The organism is Bradyrhizobium sp. HKCCYLRH3097, assembly GCF_051167875.1.
GTDB lineage: Bacteria > Pseudomonadota > Alphaproteobacteria > Rhizobiales > Xanthobacteraceae > Bradyrhizobium.
The window spans coordinates 171,701-193,871 of record NZ_JBNPTX010000002.1 but is presented as its reverse complement, the minus strand read 5'-3'; the positions used below and the strand labels follow the sequence as shown (position 1 = coordinate 193,871).

Here is a 22,171-nt window from a genome sequence, read left to right as displayed (position 1 = left end):
GACCGGGAGCGAGCTCGTCTCGCGGGATGTTCGCTTGCGGCTGCGGCCCGCCGAGACCGCCGACGAGCCGTTCCTGCGCGACCTATTTGGCTCCGTCAGAGGTGCGCAGCTCGCCGCGGCCGGTCTGCCGCCGGCGATGCTCGATCTCGTGCTGGCGCAGCAGTATCGCGCCCAGGTCGCGGGCCACGCGGCGCAATGTCCGGCAGCGCAGTCGCTGATCATTCTCCGCGATGCCGCGCCGGTCGGGCGGCTGCGGCTCGACCGCGCGGCGTCGCGATGGCACGTGGTCGATCTCGCGCTGCTGCCGGGCGCGCGCAACGCCGGTGTCGGACGCGAGATCATGCAGGCGGTCGCAACGGCGGCACGGGAGCAGGGCGCCGACGTGCTCTCGCTCGCGGTCGCGACGACGAATGAGGACGCGATCCGGTTCTACGTGCGGCTGGGGTTCCGCGATGTGGCGGACGAGGCGATGGCGTCGCATCGCATGATGGAGCTGCCGCTCGCGCGCTAGCGAACGGGAGCCACCTCGCGCAGGAACGCGATCAGCGCCGCATTCACCTCGGCAGAGCGTTCCTGCTGGATCCAGTGCCCGGCCCCCTCGATGATCAGCTTGCGCCGCAGATCCGGCAGAACTCGCGCCATGTCCTGGATGCGCTTGGCGCCGATCAGCCCGGTCACGACGGCGTCCGCGCTGCCGGCGATGAACAGCGACGGCTGGCGGATCTGCGCGTCCTGCCACGGCGCGGTGAGCTCCCAGTTGCGATCGATGTTGCGGTACCAGTTCAGGCCACCGCGGAAGCCGGAGGCGCCGTAAGCCGCGACGAACTCGGCGAGATCGTCCTCGCTCAGCCACGCAGGCAAAGGCAGATCGGGGGCGACGTCGCCGAGAAAGCCTTTGTCCGGTGCGACGAACAGCGACTGCGGATCGGAGAATCCGCGCACCAGCATCGTGCGCATCGTCAGCGCCACGTCACGCTCGAGCTCGGCCTCCGCCACGCCGGGCGTTTGAAAATACTGCCAGTAGAAGTTCTCGATGCCGCCGGCACTGAGCGTGTCGAGCGGCCGGGCGCGACCGCGAAACGGGGGAGGGACGCTCAAGCCCGCGACGGCCGTGAACACGTCCGGACGGAACAGCGCCGCATGCCAGGCCACCGGCGCGCCCCAGTCGTGGCCGATGATGACGGCCCGACGCTCGCCGAGCGCCCCGACCAGTCCGACCATGTCGCCGACCGTGTCGAAGATGGTATAGGCGCCGATATCCTCAGGCGCCTGCGAGCGGCCGAACCCGCGCATGTCGGGCGCCACGACGCGATAGCCGGCGGCGGCGAGGGCCGGGATCTGGTGCCGCCACGAATACGACAGTTCGGGCCAGCCGTGGCAGAGCACCACGAGGGGGCCTTCGCCCTGTTCGCGCACGAACAGCTCGATTCCGTTGGCCTTGATGATCCGCGTCGATGACACTGTTTCCACCCTCGATCGCTCGATTTTCGAGTTGGCCGTGTTGATTGCCGACGCTCGACCTATCGCACCGCGCGACGGGCCGTGCAAATCCACGGGACAGCGGACGCATCCGCGGGATTGCCGAGTTGTTTGCGTCCCCCGCAACTGCTAGAATCCCAGTGCGCTCCAGAGCTTAGCCGATGAATTTCATGACCTTACCGCTGCGCCGCTCCGGTTTCACGTCCGGACGGGCGACGCGTGCGCTCATCGCCTTGACGGTGGCGGTTGCCGTCGGCTGGAGCGGCGCGCTGTACGCCGCCAACCAGAGCGTCCAGGGCGCGCGCAAGGAGGATGGCGGCTTCGACGGCGATGCGCCGACCGCGATCCTGATCGAGGCCAACAGCGGCAGCGTGCTGTTCGAGAAGAACGCGGACGAGCTGCGAGCGCCCTCCAGCATGATGAAGCTGATGACCGCCGAGGTGGTGTTCAACGCCGTCAAGGAGGGCACGATCAAGCTCAACGACGAATACCGCATCAGCGAGAATGCCTGGCGCCGGGGCGGGGCGCCCTCCGGCACCTCGACGATGTTCGCCGCGCTCAACAGCAAGGTGTCGGTGAGCGACCTCCTGCATGGCGCGATCATCCAGAGCGGCAACGACGCCTGCATCGCGCTTGCCGAGGGCATGGCCGGCAACGAGAAGATCTTCGCCGCCGACTACATGACCAAGCGGGCGCGCGAGCTCGGCCTCACCAAATCGACCTTCGCCAATTCCAACGGGCTGCCCGATCCCGGCAACAAGATGACGGTGCGCGAGCTCGCCATGCTCGCCCGGCACATCATCCTGGATTTCCCGGAGTTCTATAAGATCTTCGGCGATAAGGAGTTCACCTGGAACAAGATCCGCCAGCAGAACCGCAACCCGCTCTTGAACGCGATGGAAGGCGCCGACGGCCTCAAGACGGGTTTCACCAAGGAAGGCGGCTACGGCATGGTCGGCTCGGCCGTGCAGAACGGCACGCGGCTGATCGTGGTCGTCAATGGCCTGGAGGATTCCGAGGACCGCGCCACCGAGGCCAAGAAGATGCTGGAATGGGGCTTCCGCAATTTCGAGACCCGCACCCTGTTCGCCGCGGAGCAGCCGATCGGCTATGCCAAGGTGTTCGGCGGCGAGAGCCGCTCGGTCAAGCTGTCGAGCCCGGTGCCGGTCAAGGTCATGGTTCAGAAGAACGGCGGCGACAAGCTGATCGCCCGCATCGTCTACAGCGGCCCGGTCAGGGCTCCCATCGAGCCCGGGCAGAAGGTCGGGGTTGTCAGGGTCTGGCGCGGCCCCAATATCGCCATGGAGGCCCCTGTCTATGCTGCGGAGGCGGTGGGCAGGGGATCCACGATGCGGCGTGCGATCGATGGGGTCAGCGAGCTCGTGATCGGGATGTTCCGCGCCGGGGCCGAGAAGCTCTAGAGAGATGGCGGATGCAGCTTTGAAACGTGGTCCTGGCCGCGGCCGATTCGTCACCTTCGAGGGCGGCGAGGGCGCCGGAAAATCGACGCAGATCAAGATGCTGGCGGACCATCTGCAGAAAGAGGGTGTGCGCGTTGTCCTGACCCGCGAGCCCGGGGGATCGCCCGGCGCGGAGATCATGCGCCACCTCGTGCTGTCGGGCATGGGCAAGCTGCTGGGCCCGGAGGCCGAGACGCTGCTGTTCGCGGCCGCGCGGGACGACCATGTCCGCAACGTGATTCTGCCGGCGCTGAACCAGGGCAGCTGGGTGCTGTGCGATCGCTTCTTCGATTCGACCCGGGCCTACCAGGGCAGCCAGGGGAAGGTCGCGCCGGACGTGCTCAATGCGATGCAGCGGGTCACGATCGGCGACCTCAAGCCGGATCTCACCCTCATCCTCGATGTTCCCGTCGAGATCGGTCTGCAGCGTGCCGGGGCGCGGCGCGGCGCCGGAACCCCGGACCGGTTCGAAGGCGAAGACATCAAGTTCCACAAGGGGCTGCGCGACGCCTTTCACAAGATCGCGGCCGAGGATCCCCGGCGCTGCGTGCTGATCGACGCTACGGCGAGCGCGGAAACGGTCTCGCAGCTCGTTTGGGACGCCGTGCGCGAGCGCCTGTTCACGGAAGTGGCGGCGGCGTCATGAGCGCACGCAAGGTCGAGCCGGAGATCGCGGTCCGCCATCCACGCGAAACCACCGCCTTGTTCGGGCATCGCGACGCCGAGGCGGCGCTGCTGTCCGCCTACCGCAGCGGACGGATGGCGCATGCCTGGCTGATCGGCGGCCCACAAGGCATCGGCAAGGCCACCTTGGCCTACCGCATGGCGCGCTTCGTGCTGGCCCACCGCGATCCCACCACCGCCGAGGTGCGCGCTGCCGATTCGTTGTACGTCGACGCGGAGGACCACGTCGCGCGCCTGATCGCCTCCGAGGCTCATGGCGGGCTGCTCACCTTGGAGCGCTCGGCCAACGACAAGGGCGTGCTGCGCACCGTCATCACCGTGGACGAGACCCGTGAGACGATCTCGTTCTTCGGCTCGACGGCGGCGGTCGAGGGTTGGCGGGTGTGCATCGTCGACACCGTCGACGAGCTCAATCCGAACGCCGCCAACGCGCTGCTCAAGATCCTCGAGGAGCCGCCGCAGCAGTCGCTGTTCCTGCTGGTCAGCAACGCCCCGGCGCGGGTGCTCGCCACCATCAAGTCGCGCTGCCGCCGGCTGGCGCTGCGGGCGTTGTCCACCGACGACGTCGTCAGCGCCGCGGCCGAGGCCACCGGAATGGACGGAGCCGATCCGGCGCTGCGCGAGGCCGCCAGGGCCTCCGAGGGCAGCGTCGCCCGGACCCTCATGCTGTTGGGCGGCGACGGGCTGCAGCTGCAGACCCGGACCGCCGCGCTGCTCGCGAGCCTGCCTCGGATCGACCCGGGCGAGCTGCATGCCCTGGGCGATGCGCTCGGCACCAGCGACCGCGTCGCGCTGGCGAGCTTCCTCGACAGCATCGAGCGCTGGGTGGCGGAGCGGCTGCGCGCCGCAGATCCCAACGCGGAACTGCCGCGCCTTGCACGGCTGGCGGAGGTATGGGAAAAGATCGTCCGCGCCGCGCGCGACACCGAATCCTATAATCTGGAGCGAAAACCGCTGGTTTTCTCGGTGTTCGGGATGCTCGCCGAAGCCACGCGGTAACCGCGCCGACCATCATCCCGGGATCATCAGGATCAATCCGTCGACCGACGTCGTCAAAGAGGAATCTGCCGTGGCGAAGGCCAGCAAGACAAGCGTGAAGAAGGGCAAGCCCGCGAGCAAGAGCGGCGCGAAGAAGGCTGCCGCCAAGGGGCCTGCGAAGGGCAAGGCCAGCGCCGCCAAGGCGAAGGCGGCGAAGGACAAGGACGCCAAGAAAAAGACCGCCAAATCCAAGACGGCGCCCGCGAAAGCCAAGAGCAAAGCCCCGGCGGCGAGCGCGGCCAAGAAAGCGTCGAAGAGCGCCGCCAAGAAAGCGGTCAAGAAAGCTGTGAAGGCTCCGGCCAAGAAGGCCGTGGCAAAGCCCGCCACAGCGCCGGTCAAGAAGACGGCCGCCAAGCCCGCGGCAGCAACGAACAAGCCTTCGGCCGCGAGAAAGCCCGCCGCTCCGAAACAGCCGGCTGCACCGAAGAAGGTCGCGCCGGCCATCGTTGAAGCGCCGAAGCCGCCACGCGCCGCGAAGCCGAAGGCACCGCGCAAGCCGAAGGTCGAGGCCGTGGTCGTCGAGATCGACGAGATCGTAGCGCAGGTCGCGGCAGCTCCCGTCGACAAGAACACCTTCTACGTCACGACAGCGATCGCCTATCCCAACGGCAACCCGCATATCGGCCACGCCTATGAGGCGATCGCGACCGACGCCATCGCGCGCTTTGCGCGGCTCGACGGCAAGGACGTGTACTTCCTGACCGGCACCGACGAGCACGGTCTGAAGATGGTGCAGACCGCGCAGAACGAGGGCATGACGCCGTCCGAACTCGCGACCCGCAATGCCGGCCGGTTCCGCGAGATGGACGAGCGGCTGAACGTCTCGTTCGACCGCTTCATCCGCACCACCGAGCCCGCGCATCATCGCTCCGTCCAGGCGATCTGGAACCGCATGCGCGAGAATGGCGACATCTATGCCGACAGCTATGCGGGTTGGTACTCGGTACGCGACGAGGCCTATTACGCCGAGGATGAGACCGTCGTCGGCGAGGACAACGTCCGCCGCGGACCGCAGGGCACGCCGGTGGAGTGGGTCGAGGAGAAGAGCTATTTCTTCCGCCTGTCGGCCTATCAGGAGAAGCTGCTCGCGCTCTATGAGAGCCAGCCCGATTTCATTGGGCCGGATGCGCGCCGCAACGAGATCATCAGCTTCGTCAGGGGCGGGTTGAAGGACCTGTCGATCTCGCGCACCACCTTCGACTGGGGCGTCCGTGTGCCTCATGACGAGGAGCACGTGATGTATGTCTGGGTCGACGCGCTGACCAACTACATCACCGGCGTCGGCTTTCCCGACGAGAGCGATGCAAACTGGAAATACTGGCCTGCCGACGTGCACGTCATCGGCAAGGACATCATCCGCTTCCATGCGGTGTACTGGCCGGCGTTCCTGATGTCGGCCGGCGTGCCCGTGCCGAAGCGGGTCTATGCCCACGGCTTCCTGTTCAACAGGGGCGAGAAGATGTCGAAATCGGTCGGCAACGTCGTCGATCCATTCAATCTTGCCGACCAGTATGGCGTCGACCAGCTGCGCTATTTTTTCCTGCGCGAAGTGCCGTTCGGCCAGGACGGCAACTACAATCACGAGGCGATCGTCGCGCGCATCAACGCCGATCTCGCCAACGACCTCGGCAACCTCGCACAGCGCTCGCTGTCGATGATCGCAAAGCAGCTCGGCGGCGTGCTGCCGGAGCCCGGCGAGTTCTCGGCCAATGACAAGGCGATCCTGGCGGAGGCCGATGCGATGATCGGCGCGGCGCGCAAGGCCATGGCGACGCAGCAGATCCACCAATGGCTCAATGCGGTCTGGTCGGTCGTGGCCGAGGCCAACCGCTATTTCGCGGGCGAGGCGCCGTGGGCGCTGGCGAAGACCGATCCGCAGCGCCAGCATACGGTGCTCTATGTCACCGCCGAGGTCATCCGTCAGGTCGCGATCCTGACCCAGCCGGTGATGCCGGCCGCGTCGGCAAAGCTGCTCGACAGCCTCGGCATTCCCGAGGACGAACGGAATTTTGCGCGACTCGGCGGCGACGTCCGGATTGCGGCTGGCACGCAGCTGCCGGCACCGCAGGCGGTGTTCCCGCGCTACATCGAGCCGACGGCGGCGTGATGCTGGTCGACAGCCATTGCCATCTGGATTTTCCGGATTTCGCCGAGGATCTGGATGGCATCGTCACGCGTGCCGCCGCCGCCGGCGTCGGCCGCATGGTGACGATCTCGACGCGGGTGCGCCGGCTTCCTGAGCTGCTCGCCATCGCCGAGCGGTTCGAGAACGTGTTCTGCTCGGTCGGCACCCATCCGCACAATGCGGACGAGGAGGACGGCATTCCGGCCGAGGAGCTGATCGCGCTGACCGATCACCCCAAGGTGGTCGCGCTCGGCGAGGCCGGACTCGACAACTTCTATGATCACGGCTCGAAGGACGCCCAGGAGCGCGGGTTTCGCGCGCATATCGCAGCCGCCCGCGAAACCGGCCTGCCGCTGGTGATCCACACCCGCGAAGCGGACGAGCAGTGCAGCCGCATCCTCGAGGAGGAGATGGCGCGCGGACCTTTCCAGGCCGTGCTGCATTGCTACACCGGCGGGCGTGAGCTGGCGATGAAGGCGATCGACCTCGGACTGCACATCTCGTTCACGGGCATCGTGACGTTCAAGAAGTCGGACGCACTTCGCGCGCTGGCCGCCGAGGTGCCGGCCGACCGCATCATGGTCGAGACCGACGCGCCGTATCTCGCGCCCGGCAAGTTCCGCGGCAAGCGCAACGAGCCGGCCTACGTCGTCGAGACCGCGAAGGTGCTGGCGGAGACCCGCGGCGTCTCGTTCGAGGAATTCTCGCGCCAGACCACCGAGACCTTCTTCAAGCTGTTCTCCAAGGTGCCGCGGCCAAAGGAGGCTGCATGACGCTGACGCTCACCATCCTCGGCTGCGGCTCCTCGGCCGGCGTGCCGCGCCCGGCGCTGGGGTGGGGCGCCTGCGATCCCAACAACCCGAAGAACCGCCGCAGGCGCTGCTCGCTTCTGGCTGAGCGCCGCGGAGCCCATGGCGTCACGCGGGTCGTGATCGACACGTCGCCGGATCTGCGCGAGCAGTTGATCGACACCAACGTCGATCACATCGACGCGGTATTCCTGACGCACGAGCATGCTGACCAGACCCATGGCATCGACGATCTGCGCTCGGTGGTGATGCATCAGCGCCGGCGCATTCCGGTCTACCTGAACCAGTCGACCGCGAAAGACATCATGCACCGGTTCTCCTATTGCTTCATCTCGCCACCGGGAAGCGACTATCCGCCGATCCTGACCCAGCACGCGATCGAGGCGGGCGAGACCCAGGCGGTGGAAGGCAAGGGCGGCGAGCTGAAGCTGACGGCGTTCCTGGTCCAGCACGGCAACATCCCCGCGCTCGGCTATCGCATCGGCGATGCCGCCTACACGCCGGACCTCAACGACATCCCCGAGGAGAGCTGGGGCGCGCTGGAGGATCTCGACCTCTGGATCGTCGACGGCCTGCGCCCTGCCTCGCATCCGAGCCATTTCTCGGTCAACGACGCTCTCGCCTGGATCGAGCGCTTCAAGCCGAAGCGCGCCGTCATCACCAACATGACCGCCGATCTCGACTACGAGGTGCTGCGCCAGAGCCTGCCCGACGGCGTCGTGCCGGCGTATGACGGAATGCGGCTGGAGCTGGGGTAGGACTCTTCAGCCACCGAGGCCGTCATTGCGAGGAGCCGAAGGCGACGAAGCAATCCAGAGTCGTCACGGGGCTCTGGATTGCTCCACTTCGCTCGCAATGACGCTTTTGGTTGGCCACGAGGTTTCAAGTTCGGCCAACACCAAAAACACGGAGACGCTGCCATGCTGTCGCTGTTCTTCGAAGTCGAGGTCAAGCTGGGCCGCCTCGACCAGTATCTGCAACTCGCCGCGGCGCTGCGGCCCGAGCTCGATGCGCTCGGCGGCTGCCTGTTCCTCGACCGCTTCCGGAGCCTGTCGCGCGACAATCTGATCCTGTCCTACCAGATCTGGCAGGACGAGGGCGCCATGACCGCCTGGCGCGTCCATGCCCATCATCACGACATCCAGACCCTCGGCCGCGACAAGGTGTTCTCGGACTATCGCCTGCGTATCGCCGAGTTGGTCCACGAGGTAAAGCCAGGGCAGGCGGCCTGGCAGCCGGAGCGGCGAGGCACCTACAATGATCCGAAGCGGCGTGCGCCGACGTATGTGCTGGCCGTCGAGACGGCGGCCCCGCAATTGAGCGGCGTGAAGGACCTGCCGGTCGCGAGCTTCTCCAGCGTCTACCGGGAAGGACGCTTCGCGCATCTCGTCGAATTGCCGGACGAGCCGACCGGCGTCGCACTGAGCACGCATCTGCTCGCCGAACCCGGCGCCGACAACATCCGCGTTGTCGAAGTCACCCGCGACTACGGCATGTACGACCGACGCGAGGCGCCGCAATACTATCCGGAGAAGAGCAGGGGCTCTTGATCATTTTCGTCATTGCGAGCGCAGTGCGTAGGGCGGATTAGCGGAGCGTAATCCGCCATTCTGGCGTCATGGACGGCGGGTTACGCGCCAAGGCGCTAACCCGCCCTACTCATGGGCTACTCATGGGCACCTATGCCGAGATCGCCTTCGCCGAGTTCACCTCGTTGCGCAGCAGGAATTTCTGGATCTTGCCCGTCGACGTCTTCGGGATCGGGCCGAACACGACCACCTTCGGCGTCTTGAATCCGGACATGTGGCTGCGGCAATAGGCGATGATCTCCGCTTCCGTCGCCTGCGCGCCGTCCTTCAGCTCGATGAAGGCGCAGGGCACCTCGCCCCATTTCGGATCGGGCTTGGCGACGACGGCGGCGAACAGCACGGCCGGGTGCTTGTAGAGGATGTCCTCGACCTCGACGGAGGAGATGTTCTCGCCGCCGGAGATGATGATGTCCTTGGAGCGGTCCTTGATGATGACGTAGCCGTGCTCGTCGAGCACGCCGAGGTCGCCGGTGTGGAACCAACCACCGGCAAAGGCTTCCTGCGTCGCCTTCTCGTTCTTGAGATAGCCCTTCATGACGATGTTGCCGCGGAACATCACCTCGCCGATGGTCTCGCCGTCGCGCGGCACCTCCTGCATCGTCTCCGGATCGAGCACGGTGACGGCTTCCTGCAGCGGATAGGGCACGCCCTGGCGCCGCTTCAGCCGCGCGCGCTCAGGCGCCGGCAGGTCGTCCCAGCCGGGCTGCTCGGCGCAGACCGAGGCGGGGCCGTAGACCTCGGTGAGGCCGTAGACATGCGTCAGCTTGATGCCGATGCTCTCGGCGCCTTCGAGCACCGCGACCGGCGGCGCGGCGCCCGCGATCAGCCCCACCACCGGCTTGTCGCGCTTGCCCTTGGGCGCGTCGGGCGCATTGATCAGGACGTTGTAGACGATCGGCGCGCCGCACATGTGGGTGACGCCGTGGGCCTTGATCAGCTCGAAGATCCGGGTCGGCTCGACCTTGCGCAGGCAGACATTGACGCCGGCCGCGGCGGCCATGGTCCAGGGGAAGCACCAGCCGTTGCAGTGGAACATCGGCAGCGTCCACAGATAGACCGGATGCTGGCCGAGCCCGCCGGCGAGAATGTTGCTGACGGCGTTGAGGTACGCGCCGCGGTGATGGGTGACGACGCCCTTGGGATTGCCGGTCGTGCCCGAGGTGTAGCTCATCGCGATCGCGTCCCATTCGTCCGCCGGACGGCGCGGCGCGAACAGCGGATCGCCCGAGGCGACGGCGGCTTCGTACTCGATCTCCCCGATGCGGCTGCCGCCGGCATAGGAGGCGTCGTCGACGTCGATCACGAACGGCTTTGCGCCGCTCATCAGCTTCAGCGCCTCGCTGATCACGCCGGAGAACTCCGGATCGACCAGGATGATCCTGGCCTGGCCGTGATCGAGCTGGAACGCGATCGACGGCGCGTCGAGGCGGATGTTGAGCGTGTTGAGCACGGCGCCGGCCATCGGCACGGCAAAATGCGCCTCGTTCATCGCCGGGATGTTCGGCAGCATCGCCGCCACCGTGTCGCCAACGCCGATGCCGCGGCCCGCGAGGTACGACGCGAAGCGCCGGCAGCGGTCATAGGTTTGGCGCCAGGTGAAGCTGCGGCCTTCATAGACCGTGCTGACGTGGTCGGGATAGACGGCCGCGCTGCGCGCCAGGAAGCTGAGCGGGGTCAGCGGCACGTAGTTGGCCGGCGTCTTGCCCAGACCGAGCTGATACTGGTTCGTGCTCATCACCACCCTCCCTCGTCATCTGAAGAGTTTACAGGAACCCGATCGAAATCCACGGAAAAATCGCAACGATGACGAGGCCGATGAGAAGCGCCAGCAGGTAGCCCCAAATCGGGCGGATGCCCTCCGCGGGATCGACCCGACCGATCGCGCAGGCGGCGTAATATCCGACCCCGAACGGCGGTGCGAACAGGCCAATTCCCATCGCCAGGATGATCACCATGGCATAATGCACCTCGTGCACGCCGACGGCACGCGCGATCGGAAACAGTAGCGGCCCGAACAGCACGATCGCCGGGATGCCCTCGAGCACGCTGCCCAGGATCGTGAAGGCGACGATCGAGACCGCGATGAACGTCGCCGGGCCGCCCGGCAGCCCGGTCATCGCCGCCGCCAGCGCGCGTGAGAAGCCGGACTGCGTCAGGCCCCAGGCCATGCCGGTCGCCGTCCCGATGATCAGCAGGATGGCGCCGGACAGCGCCGCCGTCTCGATCAGCATCGGCACCAGGCGGCGCCAGTCGAAATGGCGATAGACCAGCAGGCCCGCCAGCACGCCATAGACGATGCCGATGGTCGAGACCTCCGTCGCCGTCGCGACGCCCTCGACGACGGCAGCGCGGATCACGAAGGGCAGGGCCAGGGCAGGGAGCGAGACAATGAACGCCTTGCCGATCTCGGCTCCGGTGGCGCGGCGGACGCCGCTCATGTCCTCGCCCCGATAGCGCCACCACACCAGCGTGCACAGCGTGAACGCGAGCACGACGCCCGGCAGCAGGCCGCCGGTGAACAGCGCCGCGATCGACACGCCGGTGACCGAGCCGATCGTGATCAGCACCAGGCTCGGCGGGATGGTCTCGGTCTGCGCGCCGGTCGCGGCGAGCAGGGCGACGAGATCGCCCGGCTTGGCACCGCGCGCCTTCATCTCCGGAAACAGCACCGGCGCGACCGCGGCCATGTCGGCCGCCTTGGCGCCGGAGATGCCGGACACGAGATACATCGCGCCGACCAGCACGTAATGCAGCCCGCCGCGGACGTGACCGAGCAGGCTCGCCAGGAACGCGACCATCGCACGCGCCATGCCGGTCATTTCAATGAGCAGGCCGAGGAAGACGAACAGCGGCACCGACAGCAGGATGAGGTGGCTCATGCCCTCGTCCATGCGGCCGACCAGCACCATCAGCGGCGTGCGCGTCGTCAGCGCCAGATAGCCGAAGATCGCCAGCCCGAACGCGAACGCGATCGGGACGCCGGCGAAGACGCAGAAGCCGACCACCCCGACGAAGAAGATGATCAGGTTGAGATTGCCGAGCGGCTTCAACGCCGGCTGCGCCAGCCAGAACAGCGCGACCACGGCAACGACACACATGATCGCGCCTACGACCAACCTGTTCTGGCTGCTGCGCGCTAGCAGCAGGAAGGCAAACAGCACTGCCAAGCAGGTACCAACAGCCAGCGCCCCGAGCCAACTCGCCGGTTTGGGAAGCGGTAGCACCCACAGGTGAGGGAGCACATACCAGTAAAGCCCGATAATGACGGCAACCGATAGAATCGCGCCCAGGATTAGCCGGTGGTCGCCGCACCGCGCCAACCGCAGCACCGCAAACATCGCCATCAGGCCGATGCCAATCGGCAACGCCGCCGCCCGCCAGATATTTGCGATCTGCAGCGCCGGTGTGGTGATAAAGCTTTCCTCATAGGCGTATTCATAGGCCGGCCAAGCCACCATCAGCAGGAATGCCAGCGCCGCGACGGTCGCCGCGACGTCCAGGAAGGCCCTTAGTCGAGGGCCTGCCATGGCGACGGCCGCCGTCATCCGCATATGCTCGGCCCGGCGGAATGCGACGACAGCGCCGAGCATCGCTAGCCACAAGAACAGGATCGAGGCCAGTTCGTCCGACCAGATCAGCGGCCGGTGCAGGCCATAGCGCGCGACGACGCCAGCGAACAGGATGACAATCTCGGCCACGACCAATAGCGCAGCGGGAATCTCCACCAGGAGACCCAGCCCCGCGTCGAGCGTATCGAGAAACGACCGGCGGCGAGGGGACTCGATGATCACCTCGCCGATCGCGATTTCCGTGTACTCGGCATGCGCCATGACGTCACCCGAACGCGCGCAACTCAGACCCGCTTACGACAGCTTGCCGACGGCCTTTTCCAGGAGCGCCCAGGCCTCGTCGCCATATTTGCCCTTCCACTCGGCATAGAAGCCGGCGGTACGAAGCTTGTCGCGGAACGGCGCGACGTTGGGCTGATTGAAGGTCAGGCCCTTCGACGCGAGCTCTGCTTGCAGGCCGGCATTGAGCTTGGCGACGTCGTCACGCTCCTTCACGGCGGCCGCGTTGATGTGCTTGGCGACGATCGTGCGCATGTCGGCCGGCACGGCCTCCCAGGCGCGGCGGTTCGCCAGGAACCAGAAGCCGTCCCACATGTGGTTGGTCAGCGAGCAGTATTTCTGCACCTCGTAGAGCTTGGCGGTCGAGATGATCGCCAGCGGGTTTTCCTGGCCCTCGACCACCTTGGTCTGCAGCGCCGAATAGACCTCGCTGAAATTGATCGAGGCGGGCGCGGCCTCGAACGCCTTGAACATCGAGGTCCACAGCGGCGACACCGGCACGCGGATCTTGAAGCCCTTGAGGTCGTCGGGCCCATTGATCGGCTTGGTCGACGACGTCGTCTGACGGAAGCCGTTGTCCCAGATCTTGTCCATGACCACCAGGCCGGCCTTGTTGATCTGGCCGCGCACGTAGGCGCCGAGATCGCCGTCCATGGCCTTCCAGACCGTGTCGTAGTCCGGGAACGCGAAGCCGATGCCGTTGATCGACGCGGCCGGCACCAGGGTCGCCAGGATCAGGCCGGACAGCGTGAAGAACTCGACGCCGCCGGAGCGAATCTGACTCAGCATGTCCGTGTCGGAACCGAGCTGGTTGTTCGGGAATATCTGCAGGTCGAACTTGCCGGCGGTCTCGGCCTTGATCGCCGCCGCCATCTCCTTGGCGCGGACGTTGAGCGGATGGGAGTCGGGCAGGTTGTTGGCGTATTTGTAGGTGAACTCGGCGCTCTGCGCACGCGCCACATGCGGCGCTGCGACGGTGCCAATTCCACCCAGTACGGCTGTCGCCGCGGAGGCCTTCAACAGCGCGCGTCGTGACAGGCTCATTCTCGTTTCTCCCTGGAGAAGCTTCTTCTTGTTGCATCGCGCCGCCGCAAGCATCGCCAGACGAATCCAGCGACATCAGCGACGTCATCTGCGCTTATTGCAGCGATGGGCCGCAGCAGCAATATCGGCGTTCGCAGCAGGTCATGCGCAGCGCGAGTCTCGGCCACGGCGAACGCCCGTCAGCTCGGGCTGGCCGGGGGGTCTGAAGGGCCCGCGGCTGCCGCAAATTCGAGGATTTTGCGCCAAGTCATTGAACTCCCTATGCATATAAATATTCCATAATATACCTTATGCGAATTGACTATGGGCGACTGCCTGACCGTGGAAGCCGCACATCGGCCCGCCCAGCGCACGTCGGCGCCTGTGCGAAATCGCCCCCGCCTCGTCACCCCGCAGTCTTCGTTTGGTCAAAGCCCAGAGGTCAAAACCGCATCCTTCAGGATTGGGCACGGGCGTATCGTGAATGGGATCCGAAGACATGCCAGTTCAGTCGACGTCGAAGGAAGTTGATCCGGGTGATGTCGCGCTGCCGCCTGACGACGCTGTCTGCGAGGAGATCTATCAGCGGGTGCTGGCCGAGGTGCGCGCACGTATCGATCAGCGGATCGCCGACATCGAGGCCCAGGCCGCTGCTGATGCGGTCGAGGCTGTCGAACCCGCTGCAGGCAGCGAGCACGTGGAAACGCCTCCTCCGGCCCGGCGCCGGCCCGTATTGCGGGCCATGATCACGCTGATGGCGTCGGCCGGGCTCATCGGCGCTGCCATCACCCTGGCGCGGGACCATACCGAGACCATCACCTCCGTCACCGACCGGATCGAAGCGGCGGTTCAATCCATCCGGCGTGAGAACGCTCAGGCGGCGAATCCGCCGGTGGCACTGGAGACGGCGGCGAACGGATCGAGTGCGGCCGAGACGGCCCCTGCCTTACCATCACCGTCCGTTTCACCAACACCGGAGACGTCATCAGCATCGACGTCAACGCGCGCCAGCGATCCATCCTCCGCGATGGCGGAGGCTACGCCGGAGCATGACGTGCCGTCTGCTCCCGACCGGGACGTCGCGCCGCTGATCGACAAGATCGCGCATGACTTGGCCGAACTGCAGAGCGGGTTTCAGGAGTTCAAGTCCGGCCAGGAACAGGCCAACCGCGATCACGCCAGGGCGATCGAACAGCTGCAGGCCAGCCAGGACCAGCTCGCACGCGCGTTCCGCGCAGCGAAGACCGAGCCGACGACCGTCGGCGCCGCGGCGCGCCTCGCGCCCCGGCCGCCACAGGCGCGCCCGCCTCGTTTCCCGTAGCTCCGAACTCATGAGATCCGGGCAGGGAGCAGGGACGCCCCTGCTCCCTGCCCCCGTCCCTCACAGATAGTTCGCCGCGGCTTCGGCCTCGAACCGATCCGGCGGACCTTCCCAGACGATCTTGGCATGATCCAGCACGTAGACGCGGTCGGCGTGCGGGAGCGCGAAGGTGACGTTCTGTTCGCCGAGCAGCACCGTGATCTTGGTGGTCTCGCGCAGTCGATCGAGCGCCTTCGACAACGTCTCTAGGATCACCGGCGCAAGTCCGAGCGTCGGCTCGTCGAGGATCAGGAGCTTCGGCTTCATCATCAGTGCGCGCGCGATCGCCAGCATCTGCTGCTCGCCGCCGGACAGCGTGCGCGCCAGCTGCGGCTGCCGCGACTTGAGGATCGGAAACAGACCGAACAGCCATTCGAGCCGCTCAGCACGCTCGGCGTCGGACAGCGCATTGCCGCCGAGCTCGAGATTTTCGCGCACGCTCATGTCGCCGAACAATTCGCGCGTTTCCGGACACTGCACGATGCCTGAGCGGGCGATCTGCGCCGCCGTGCCGCCGGCAAGGCTGCGCCCTGCCCACTTCACGTCGCCCGAATACGGCACCAGGCCCGAGATCGCGTTGAACAGCGTCGTCTTGCCGGCGCCGTTGAGGCCGACGACCGAGACGAACTCGCCCTCATGGACGTGCAGCGAAACGTCCTGCAGCGCCTGCGCCTTGCCGTAGAGCACGCCGACCTTGTCGACCTGCAGCGCCGGCGTGACGTCCTTGAAGCTCGCCTCCGGCCGCGCGGTCGAGACCAGCGCGCCGCCGAGATAGACCCGGCGGACGGTCTCGTCCTGCATCACCTCGGTCGCCCTGCCCTCGGCGATCTTCTCGCCGAGATACATCGCCAGCACGCGGTCGACCAGCGCCGACACGCTCTTGACGTTGTGGTCGACCAGCAGCACCGCGTGGCCGTCGTCGCGGAATTCGCGGATGAGCTCGGAGAAGTCGGCGACCTCGGACGCCGTGAGGCCGGCGAAAGGCTCGTCGACCAGCACCAGCTTCGGGCTGCGCGCGACAGCCTTGGCGAGCTCGAGCCGGCGCAGGTCGGCAAATGCCAGCGTCGGCGGCCGCCGGTCGATGACGCTGCCGAGGCCGACGCGCTCGGCGATCGCGCGTGCGCGCGCATCGACGTCCTTGTCGGCGAACAGCCGCGTCAGCTTGTCCGGCAGCAGCGCGACCTTGATGTTCTCCAGCACGGTCTGGCGCGCCAGCGGCCGCGAATGCTGGAACACCAGCCCCACGCCCATGCGCGCGATGCGGTGCGACGGCAGGCCGGCGAGCTCGATGCCGTCGAGCCTGACCGAGCCCGCGGTCGGCCGCTCGACGCCCATGACGCTCTTCATCGCGGTCGACTTGCCCGAGCCGTTCGGCCCAATCAGGCCGAGGATCTCACCCCGGCGGATCGAGAAGCTCAAATTCTTGACGGCGACGAGGCCCCCGAAGCGCTTGGTGAGGCCGCTGACTTCCAGCATCGGAGCGCTGCTCATGCCTTGTTTCATGCTTTGGCCCCTCCCCTGATCATGCCGAGGAAGCCGTCGGGGAAGAACAGGATGACCACGAGCGCGATCACCGAGACGATCAGGGTGGCGAGCTCGCCGAGCGGCCGCAGCAGCTCGCCCATGCCGATCAGGAAGATCGCGCCGATCGCGGCGCCGATGACGGTGCGGCGGCCGCCGAGCACCGCGGCGATGATGATCTGCACGCCGACGCCGACATCGACAAAGGTCGAGACCGAGGCCGTGCCCATGTAGAACACCATCAGTGCGCCGGCGAGCCCGGAGAAGAACGCGCTGACGACGAAGGCGGCGAGCTTGTGCTTGGTGACATTGAAGCCGAGCGCGCCGGCCTGGATCTTGTCCTGCCCGCTCGCCTGCAGGATCAGCCCGATGGCGCTGCGCGACAAGCCGAACAGGATCGCACCGCTCACCAGCATGAAGCCGAGCGCGATCCAGTAGTTGGTTTTGGCGTCGATCGAGATCACGTCCGGCACGGCGAGGCCGATCTCGCCGCCGGTCAGCCCCGCGGCGACGACGATGAAGTTCTGCAGCATCAGCACGGCGACCAGCGTCGTCAGGCCAAAATACGGCCCGCTGACGCGCAGCGCCGGCAGCGCCAGCACGACGCCGCCGACGACCGCCGCCAGGGCGCCGGCGGCGATGCACAGCCAGATCGACAGGCCCGGCGAGAAGTGCGCATCGAGAATGCCGGCCGTATAGGCGCCGACGCCGATCAGGAAGGTCGGTCCGAAATTGACCTCGCCGGCGAAGCCGAACAGCAGGTCCCAGGACATCGCGAACACGGCCGTGTAGTACGCGACCGTCAGCAGCCCGAGGACGTAGCCCGAGACGTAGGCCGGCAGGACCAGAGCCACGATCACGGTCAGGAGCGCGATCCAGAACAGCCGCGACGTAACGAATGCAGGCATGCTCACCTCCGTCCGAACAGCCCTTGCGGGCGCAGATACATGACGACGACGAGCAGCAGCAGCGCCGGGATCGTCCGGTAGGCCGGCGAGATCAGATAGGCCGTTCCGGTCTCGAGATAGCCCACCACATAGGCCGCGATCAGGGAGCCCGACACGCTGCCGAGGCCGCCGAGCACCACGATCGAGAACGCGCTCGCCGTCAGCGGCCCGACGCTGTAGGAGCTGACCCCCAAGAACATGCCGAGCAGGATGCCGGCCACCCCCGCCAGCAGGCCGTAGATGGCCCAGACGGTGAGGTAGATCGACGATAGTTCGATGCCCAGCAAGGTGACGCCGCGCGGATTCATCGACGCCGCCATGACAGCCTTGCCGCGCCTGGTGCGGTTGACCAGGAACCACAACAGCCCGATGGCCACCCAGCAGATCACGGCGGTGAAGTATTCGTTGCGTGGTGTGCGCACGCCGAACACCGTGGTGACGCCCTCGACGATCGGCAGCACGGTCTTGGCATTGTTGGTGAAGAAATATGCGATCGCCTCCTGGATGATGATGCCCCACAGCAGCGTCGCGGTCAGGATGAAGATCTCCTTCTCCGATTCAGCAATCACCTTGGAGCGCTGGATCGGCCTGACGGCGATGAAGTAGGTGGCGAAGGCCAAAATGAAGCCGGCGAGGACTCCGATCAGCGCGCCGGTGTAGGGCCCGACACCGAATTCGCTGGCGGCAGCCCAGGCTGCAACCGCGGCGCCGACCATGATGGCGCCGTGGGAAAGGTTGAGCACGCCCGAGACACCGAAGATCAGTGTGAAGCCGGTCGCGCCGAGGGCATACAGCGCGCTGATGGCAAAGCCATCGATCAAGATCTGCCAGAAAAGCATTGAAAATCGACCTGCAACGTCAGACTGAGGCACCAAGAAAATGGGCCGCTCCTTGAAGGAGCGGCCCGCGATGCGTCAGTTGCTGGCCGCCTTGAGCTTGATGAAGGACGGCCAGGTGGCGGTGCCGGCGGCGAGCTCCTTGGGCCAGACGTTGACCTGCTTGCCGTTCTGCCATTGCAGCATCAGCCCGGTGATGTAGCCCTTTCCGGTCCGCAGCGCGTGCGGGTTCGGGTCGCCCTTCGGCTTGAAGGCGATGCGGCCGATCGTCCCGACATAGTCGGTCGCTTCCATCGCCTCGACCATCTTGTCGGGATCGGTGCCGCCGGCCCGATGGATCGCATCCGCGATCATGTAGACGTCGTCATAGGAGGTGTAGCCGGCATAGGACGGGAAGTTTCCGAACTTCTTCTGATAGGCCTCCACGAACGGCAGCGTCTTCGGCGTCACCGCGACGCCCGGTCCCGACACGGCATTGTACATGACGCCCTCGACGGCGCCGTTGGTGTCTTTCCAGAAGGTCGAGTTGGTCGCCTGCGAGGAAATGCCGAACATCGGGATCGGCACCTGCTGGCTCTTCCACTGCACGGTCGGCTGGGTGCCGACATGCGAGATGCCGGTGATCATGACGTCCGGCTTCAGGCCCTCGATCTTGTTGAAGATCGGCGTGAAGTCGGTGGTGTCAGGCGACATGCGGATATGGTCGACGACCTTGAGCCCGATCTCCGGCAGGCATTTCTCGTAGCCGGCGTCGAGCGGCGTCGTCCACGCCGCGTCCTCGCTCATGATCACCGCGGTCTTCATCTTGTAGGGCTCGACCAGCAGGTCCTTGGCCGCGTCGCAGACGAGGCCGGCCAACGAGGTCGAGGTCAGATAGCCGTGGAAGGTGTATTTGAGCTGGTCGTAGTTCTTGGCGATGTTCTGGGTGATGACGTCGGACGCGGCACCGGGCGTGATCATCAGCGTCTTGAGGCGCCCTGCCCACGGCTCCAGCGCCAGCACGACCTCGGAGATGTAGCTCGCGATGACCGCGTTGACCTTGTCCTCGCTGACGGCGCGCTGGAAGGCGCGCACCGATTCCGCCGAGGAGGAGTGATTGTCGTAGACGACGATCTCGATCTTGCGCCCGTCGATGCCGCCCTTGGCGTTGATCTCCTCGGCGGCCAATTGCGCTGCGGGTGCGATCGACGAGCCGGCGACGGCCTGTGCCTCGGAGATGACACCGATCCTGATCGGGTCTGCGGCCCAGGCGGCCGAGGAGACGAGCGCAGTTGCGCAGCTCGCAAGCAAGATGGACTTGAGCGAAATCATGAAACCTCCCGAATCCTTATGCCTCTGACGGGCAGGCTCGACTTTGGTCTCCCACATGCCAGTGAGCAAGGGAACATCCCGAGACGTGCTCTGCGCTCAGCGCATTGTGATAGCGCGCCGCGCTCATGGCTCACGGAATGTCTTACAGGACTGCATGGTTCCTGCGCGCGGACCAAATATATCCGCTGCATTGCAGCAGCGGATATTCCGAGTTGAAGAGGGCCACGTCCTTACGACGAGGCGATCCCTTACGACGAGGCGGTGCCCTTTGACCTACATGAAGCTTCTCGACTGAAGCGGCAACCTCAACTCAGCCAAACTGACGCACGTGCCCAAGCATCTCGTGCACGTCGTAGGTCATGACGGCGAGAAGCGCCGCGATCGCGAGATAAGTCCCGGCATATTCGAGCTTCGTCTGCAGCGTCGTGCCATAATAGGCGACGTTCTCGGGCGCGCCGGGATCGTAGCGCCAGGCCTTCATCAGTTGCGGGGCTGCGAGGATGGCGATGATGATCAGCATCGGGCTCGGCCGATAGAGCATCAAGGCCAGCAGCATGGGAACGCCAAGCAGCCAGATGCGCGGACTCAGCACGCTGGTGACGCGGCCGCCGTCCAGCGGCGAGATCGGCAGCAGGTTGAACAGGTTGAGGAACAGGCCGGAATAGGCGATCGCAAGCAGCAGATTGCTGTCGTCCGATCGCGCCCACAGATAGACCGCAAGCGCGGCCGCGGTCCCGACTAGCGGACCGGCGAGTGCCACATAGGCCTCCGTCTCGACGTCGACCGGCTGCTCCTTGAGCGCGATCCAGGCGCCGACGAACGGGATGAAGGCGGGAGCGCCGACGTCGAGGCCGCGCTGACGTGCGGCGACGTAGTGTCCCATCTCATGGGCAAACAGGAGCGCAATGAAGCCGGCGGCATAGCGCCAGCCCCAGATGCCGGCATAGACGACCAGCGACAGCAGCATCGTGCCGCCGCTCATGGCGAGCTTCCCCCATTTCAGGCCGGAGAACAGGATCAGCAGGAGAGCCTTCACGTCGGCCCGCCCGCGTTGTCGCCGCGCGGCTTGCGGCGCAGGAAGTTCATGACAGCGGCCCCGGCGCCGACGACGGCGAAGATGATGATCTTGGCGAACTTCAGGACGAACGCACCGGCCAGCGCCAGCAGCCCGAGCTTCTTCGCGGCAACGCCGCCGACCAGCGCCAGCAATCCATATTCGGCGATCCGATCCGTGCTGGCACTGAAATCCTCATAACGCTTGCCGGCATTGTAGGAGAGATCGGACAGCAGCTCGTGCGCCACCGCCTTGTCGCCCGCGATCCGCTCCGAGCCGGACAGGAGGTTCAGGCTGAAATAGCCGTCACGCCCGAGTGCGTAGGTGTTGTAGTTGACGTTCTTCGGCGCATCGTCGGGCTGGCCCTTCTCCTTGGCGAGCAGCGACCAGACGAGACGATGCGTCGTGGCGTCGTAGGCCGGCGGCTCGACCCAGCCGACCACGGCCATTTCCGGAAATCCGCGCGCCGCACGGTCCTTGTTCGCCTCGTCGGCGCCGGCGCGAAGGTTGCTCAGCAGATCGTCCGCGTTCCAGCTCTTGGCGTCGTCGTCTTTGATGTAGCCTTCCTTGATGTGCTTGATGACCACCATCCAGTCGTCGTTCTGGCGTCTGCCGACGACCAGCCCGACGAAGGTCGCGTCGTTGACGACGTTGCCGAGCGCGCGAAGGACCCGCAGGCCTTCGTTCTTCGGGACGTAGAAGTAGTCGGCCGGCAGCTTCAGCGTGCCCTGGTCGATCAGCACGATGTCGCTTGGTCCGTCGGTGCCCGCTTGGCTCGCCGCCTGCCAGGCCGCCATCAGTTCAGCCTTGCGCGTGGCCTCATCCAGAGGCACGGCCTGCGCGTGAGCGGACAGGACGACGAACGCTGCGCACAACATTGCGCGCGCAATGACAATCAAGCTTTGCACCGGCCCCAATCCCCCCAAGAACATCGGTCGGATAGTACCTCGAAGGCTCGGCAGCGCGCAACAAGAGGGCGATTCAGGCCTCTCGAAGCGATCGACTGGCGCTGCAGCGAGGGAGAGATGGTCCGAAAAGGCCCCCTCCTCGTCACGACGCTGTCTTGCTTTCGGCCAAAGCGGCGGGT

19 protein-coding genes are annotated in these 22,171 nt (G+C 66.1%); 9 read left to right on the top strand and 10 right to left on the bottom strand.

What is annotated here, in order from left to right; all coding sequences use genetic code 11:
• The first annotated feature begins 34 nt into the window (after nucleotides 1–34).
• Nucleotides 35–511 carry a GNAT family N-acetyltransferase gene (locus ACQR0U_RS06480; RefSeq protein WP_434843032.1) on the top strand — a complete coding sequence of 159 codons (477 nt, stop codon included), beginning with the start codon at nucleotides 35–37 and terminating at the stop codon, nucleotides 509–511.
• Here ACQR0U_RS06480 and ACQR0U_RS06475 read toward each other — a convergent pair.
• Nucleotides 508–1,461 carry an alpha/beta fold hydrolase gene (locus tag ACQR0U_RS06475; protein WP_434843033.1) on the bottom strand — a complete coding sequence of 318 codons (954 nt, stop codon included), beginning with the start codon at nucleotides 1,459–1,461 and terminating at the stop codon, nucleotides 508–510. The two genes, ACQR0U_RS06480 and ACQR0U_RS06475, sit on opposite strands and share 4 nt — an antisense overlap.
• A 179-nt stretch (nucleotides 1,462–1,640) precedes the next feature.
• On the opposite strand from ACQR0U_RS06475, the gene ACQR0U_RS06470 reads away from it, so the two are divergent.
• From ACQR0U_RS06470 to ACQR0U_RS06440, 7 genes are all read left to right on the top strand, one after another.
• Nucleotides 1,641–2,900 (top strand): D-alanyl-D-alanine carboxypeptidase family protein, encoded by a 1,260-nt coding sequence (locus tag ACQR0U_RS06470; RefSeq protein WP_316192558.1) that lies wholly within the window; start codon nucleotides 1,641–1,643, stop codon nucleotides 2,898–2,900.
• Between the two features lie 4 nt (nucleotides 2,901–2,904).
• Nucleotides 2,905–3,585, top strand: coding sequence for a dTMP kinase (gene tmk, locus ACQR0U_RS06465; protein ID WP_315751564.1), 681 nt, complete (start codon nucleotides 2,905–2,907; stop codon nucleotides 3,583–3,585).
• Entirely contained in the window at nucleotides 3,582–4,622 is a 1,041-nt protein-coding gene (locus tag ACQR0U_RS06460; RefSeq protein ID WP_434843034.1) for a DNA polymerase III subunit delta', read from the top strand. Before tmk ends, ACQR0U_RS06460 begins: the two co-directional genes overlap by 4 nt.
• Before the next feature lie 70 nt (nucleotides 4,623–4,692).
• Nucleotides 4,693–6,768: a methionine--tRNA ligase gene (gene metG, locus ACQR0U_RS06455; RefSeq protein ID WP_316187118.1), complete on the top strand. Its 2,076-nt coding sequence runs from the start codon at nucleotides 4,693–4,695 to the stop codon at nucleotides 6,766–6,768.
• A complete protein-coding gene (locus ACQR0U_RS06450) occupies nucleotides 6,768–7,559 on the top strand; it encodes a TatD family hydrolase (RefSeq protein ID WP_315827614.1) in 792 nt (263 codons plus the stop codon). Before metG ends, ACQR0U_RS06450 begins: the two co-directional genes overlap by 1 nt.
• Nucleotides 7,556–8,353 carry an MBL fold metallo-hydrolase gene (locus ACQR0U_RS06445; RefSeq protein WP_434843035.1) on the top strand — a complete coding sequence of 266 codons (798 nt, stop codon included), beginning with the start codon at nucleotides 7,556–7,558 and terminating at the stop codon, nucleotides 8,351–8,353. Before ACQR0U_RS06450 ends, ACQR0U_RS06445 begins: the two co-directional genes overlap by 4 nt.
• A gap of 162 nt (nucleotides 8,354–8,515) precedes the next feature.
• Nucleotides 8,516–9,145, top strand: coding sequence for an antibiotic biosynthesis monooxygenase family protein (locus ACQR0U_RS06440; RefSeq protein WP_434843036.1), 630 nt, complete (start codon nucleotides 8,516–8,518; stop codon nucleotides 9,143–9,145).
• A gap of 130 nt (nucleotides 9,146–9,275) precedes the next feature.
• On the opposite strand, the gene ACQR0U_RS06435 is transcribed toward ACQR0U_RS06440, so the two are convergent.
• The 3 genes from ACQR0U_RS06435 to ACQR0U_RS06425 are packed head-to-tail and all read right to left on the bottom strand — an operon-like array spanning nucleotide 9,276 to nucleotide 14,076.
• Nucleotides 9,276–10,919 (bottom strand): acyl-CoA synthetase, encoded by a 1,644-nt coding sequence (locus ACQR0U_RS06435; RefSeq protein WP_434843037.1) that lies wholly within the window; start codon nucleotides 10,917–10,919, stop codon nucleotides 9,276–9,278.
• Between the two features lie 28 nt (nucleotides 10,920–10,947).
• Nucleotides 10,948–13,014, bottom strand: a complete 2,067-nt coding sequence (locus ACQR0U_RS06430; RefSeq protein WP_434843038.1) for a TRAP transporter large permease — start codon at nucleotides 13,012–13,014, stop codon at nucleotides 10,948–10,950.
• 33 nt (nucleotides 13,015–13,047) lie between these two features.
• Nucleotides 13,048–14,076, bottom strand: a complete 1,029-nt coding sequence (locus ACQR0U_RS06425; RefSeq protein ID WP_434843039.1) for a TRAP transporter substrate-binding protein — start codon at nucleotides 14,074–14,076, stop codon at nucleotides 13,048–13,050.
• Between the two features lie 463 nt (nucleotides 14,077–14,539).
• On the opposite strand from ACQR0U_RS06425, the gene ACQR0U_RS06420 reads away from it, so the two are divergent.
• Nucleotides 14,540–15,376 (top strand): hypothetical protein, encoded by an 837-nt coding sequence (locus ACQR0U_RS06420; protein WP_434843040.1) that lies wholly within the window; start codon nucleotides 14,540–14,542, stop codon nucleotides 15,374–15,376.
• Nucleotides 15,377–15,436: 60 nt separating this feature from the next.
• Here ACQR0U_RS06420 and ACQR0U_RS06415 read toward each other — a convergent pair whose 3' ends face one another.
• From ACQR0U_RS06415 to ACQR0U_RS06390, 6 genes are all read right to left on the bottom strand, one after another.
• A complete protein-coding gene (locus ACQR0U_RS06415) occupies nucleotides 15,437–16,906 on the bottom strand; it encodes an ATP-binding cassette domain-containing protein (RefSeq protein WP_434843041.1) in 1,470 nt (489 codons plus the stop codon).
• An 8-nt stretch (nucleotides 16,907–16,914) separates the two neighbouring features.
• Nucleotides 16,915–17,844 (bottom strand): branched-chain amino acid ABC transporter permease, encoded by a 930-nt coding sequence (locus ACQR0U_RS06410; RefSeq protein WP_315751553.1) that lies wholly within the window; start codon nucleotides 17,842–17,844, stop codon nucleotides 16,915–16,917.
• A 2-nt stretch (nucleotides 17,845–17,846) separates the two neighbouring features.
• On the bottom strand, nucleotides 17,847–18,722 hold the full coding sequence (locus ACQR0U_RS06405; protein ID WP_315751552.1) for a branched-chain amino acid ABC transporter permease: 876 nt from the start codon (nucleotides 18,720–18,722) through the stop codon (nucleotides 17,847–17,849).
• A 75-nt stretch (nucleotides 18,723–18,797) separates the two neighbouring features.
• Nucleotides 18,798–20,030 carry an ABC transporter substrate-binding protein gene (locus ACQR0U_RS06400; RefSeq protein ID WP_315711922.1) on the bottom strand — a complete coding sequence of 411 codons (1,233 nt, stop codon included), beginning with the start codon at nucleotides 20,028–20,030 and terminating at the stop codon, nucleotides 18,798–18,800.
• 310 nt (nucleotides 20,031–20,340) lie between these two features.
• Nucleotides 20,341–21,066 (bottom strand): site-2 protease family protein, encoded by a 726-nt coding sequence (locus tag ACQR0U_RS06395; RefSeq protein ID WP_315751551.1) that lies wholly within the window; start codon nucleotides 21,064–21,066, stop codon nucleotides 20,341–20,343.
• Nucleotides 21,063–21,917 (bottom strand): DUF2167 domain-containing protein, encoded by an 855-nt coding sequence (locus tag ACQR0U_RS06390; RefSeq protein WP_315711920.1) that lies wholly within the window; start codon nucleotides 21,915–21,917, stop codon nucleotides 21,063–21,065. The genes ACQR0U_RS06395 and ACQR0U_RS06390 overlap by 4 nt, the downstream gene beginning before the upstream one ends.
• Nucleotides 21,918–22,171 lie beyond the last annotated feature (254 nt).

Excerpts from the sequence above, each read along its gene's own strand:
- ACQR0U_RS06470 (WP_316192558.1), top strand. The coding sequence starts at position 1,641 with ATGAATTTCATGACCTTACCGCTGCGCCGCTCCGGTTTCACGTCCGGA.
- tmk (WP_315751564.1), top strand. The coding sequence starts at position 2,905 with ATGGCGGATGCAGCTTTGAAACGTGGTCCTGGCCGCGGCCGATTCGTC.
- ACQR0U_RS06460 (WP_434843034.1), top strand. The coding sequence starts at position 3,582 with ATGAGCGCACGCAAGGTCGAGCCGGAGATCGCGGTCCGCCATCCACGC.
- ACQR0U_RS06450 (WP_315827614.1), top strand. The coding sequence starts at position 6,768 with ATGCTGGTCGACAGCCATTGCCATCTGGATTTTCCGGATTTCGCCGAG.
- ACQR0U_RS06445 (WP_434843035.1), top strand. The coding sequence starts at position 7,556 with ATGACGCTGACGCTCACCATCCTCGGCTGCGGCTCCTCGGCCGGCGTG.
- ACQR0U_RS06440 (WP_434843036.1), top strand. The coding sequence starts at position 8,516 with ATGCTGTCGCTGTTCTTCGAAGTCGAGGTCAAGCTGGGCCGCCTCGAC.
- ACQR0U_RS06435 (WP_434843037.1), bottom strand. The coding sequence starts at position 10,919 with ATGAGCACGAACCAGTATCAGCTCGGTCTGGGCAAGACGCCGGCCAAC.
- ACQR0U_RS06430 (WP_434843038.1), bottom strand. The coding sequence starts at position 13,014 with ATGGCGCATGCCGAGTACACGGAAATCGCGATCGGCGAGGTGATCATC.
- ACQR0U_RS06425 (WP_434843039.1), bottom strand. The coding sequence starts at position 14,076 with ATGAGCCTGTCACGACGCGCGCTGTTGAAGGCCTCCGCGGCGACAGCC.
- ACQR0U_RS06420 (WP_434843040.1), top strand. The coding sequence starts at position 14,540 with ATGGGATCCGAAGACATGCCAGTTCAGTCGACGTCGAAGGAAGTTGAT.
- ACQR0U_RS06415 (WP_434843041.1), bottom strand. The coding sequence starts at position 16,906 with ATGAGCAGCGCTCCGATGCTGGAAGTCAGCGGCCTCACCAAGCGCTTC.
- ACQR0U_RS06410 (WP_315751553.1), bottom strand. The coding sequence starts at position 17,844 with ATGCCTGCATTCGTTACGTCGCGGCTGTTCTGGATCGCGCTCCTGACC.
- ACQR0U_RS06405 (WP_315751552.1), bottom strand. The coding sequence starts at position 18,722 with ATGCTTTTCTGGCAGATCTTGATCGATGGCTTTGCCATCAGCGCGCTG.
- ACQR0U_RS06400 (WP_315711922.1), bottom strand. The coding sequence starts at position 20,030 with ATGATTTCGCTCAAGTCCATCTTGCTTGCGAGCTGCGCAACTGCGCTC.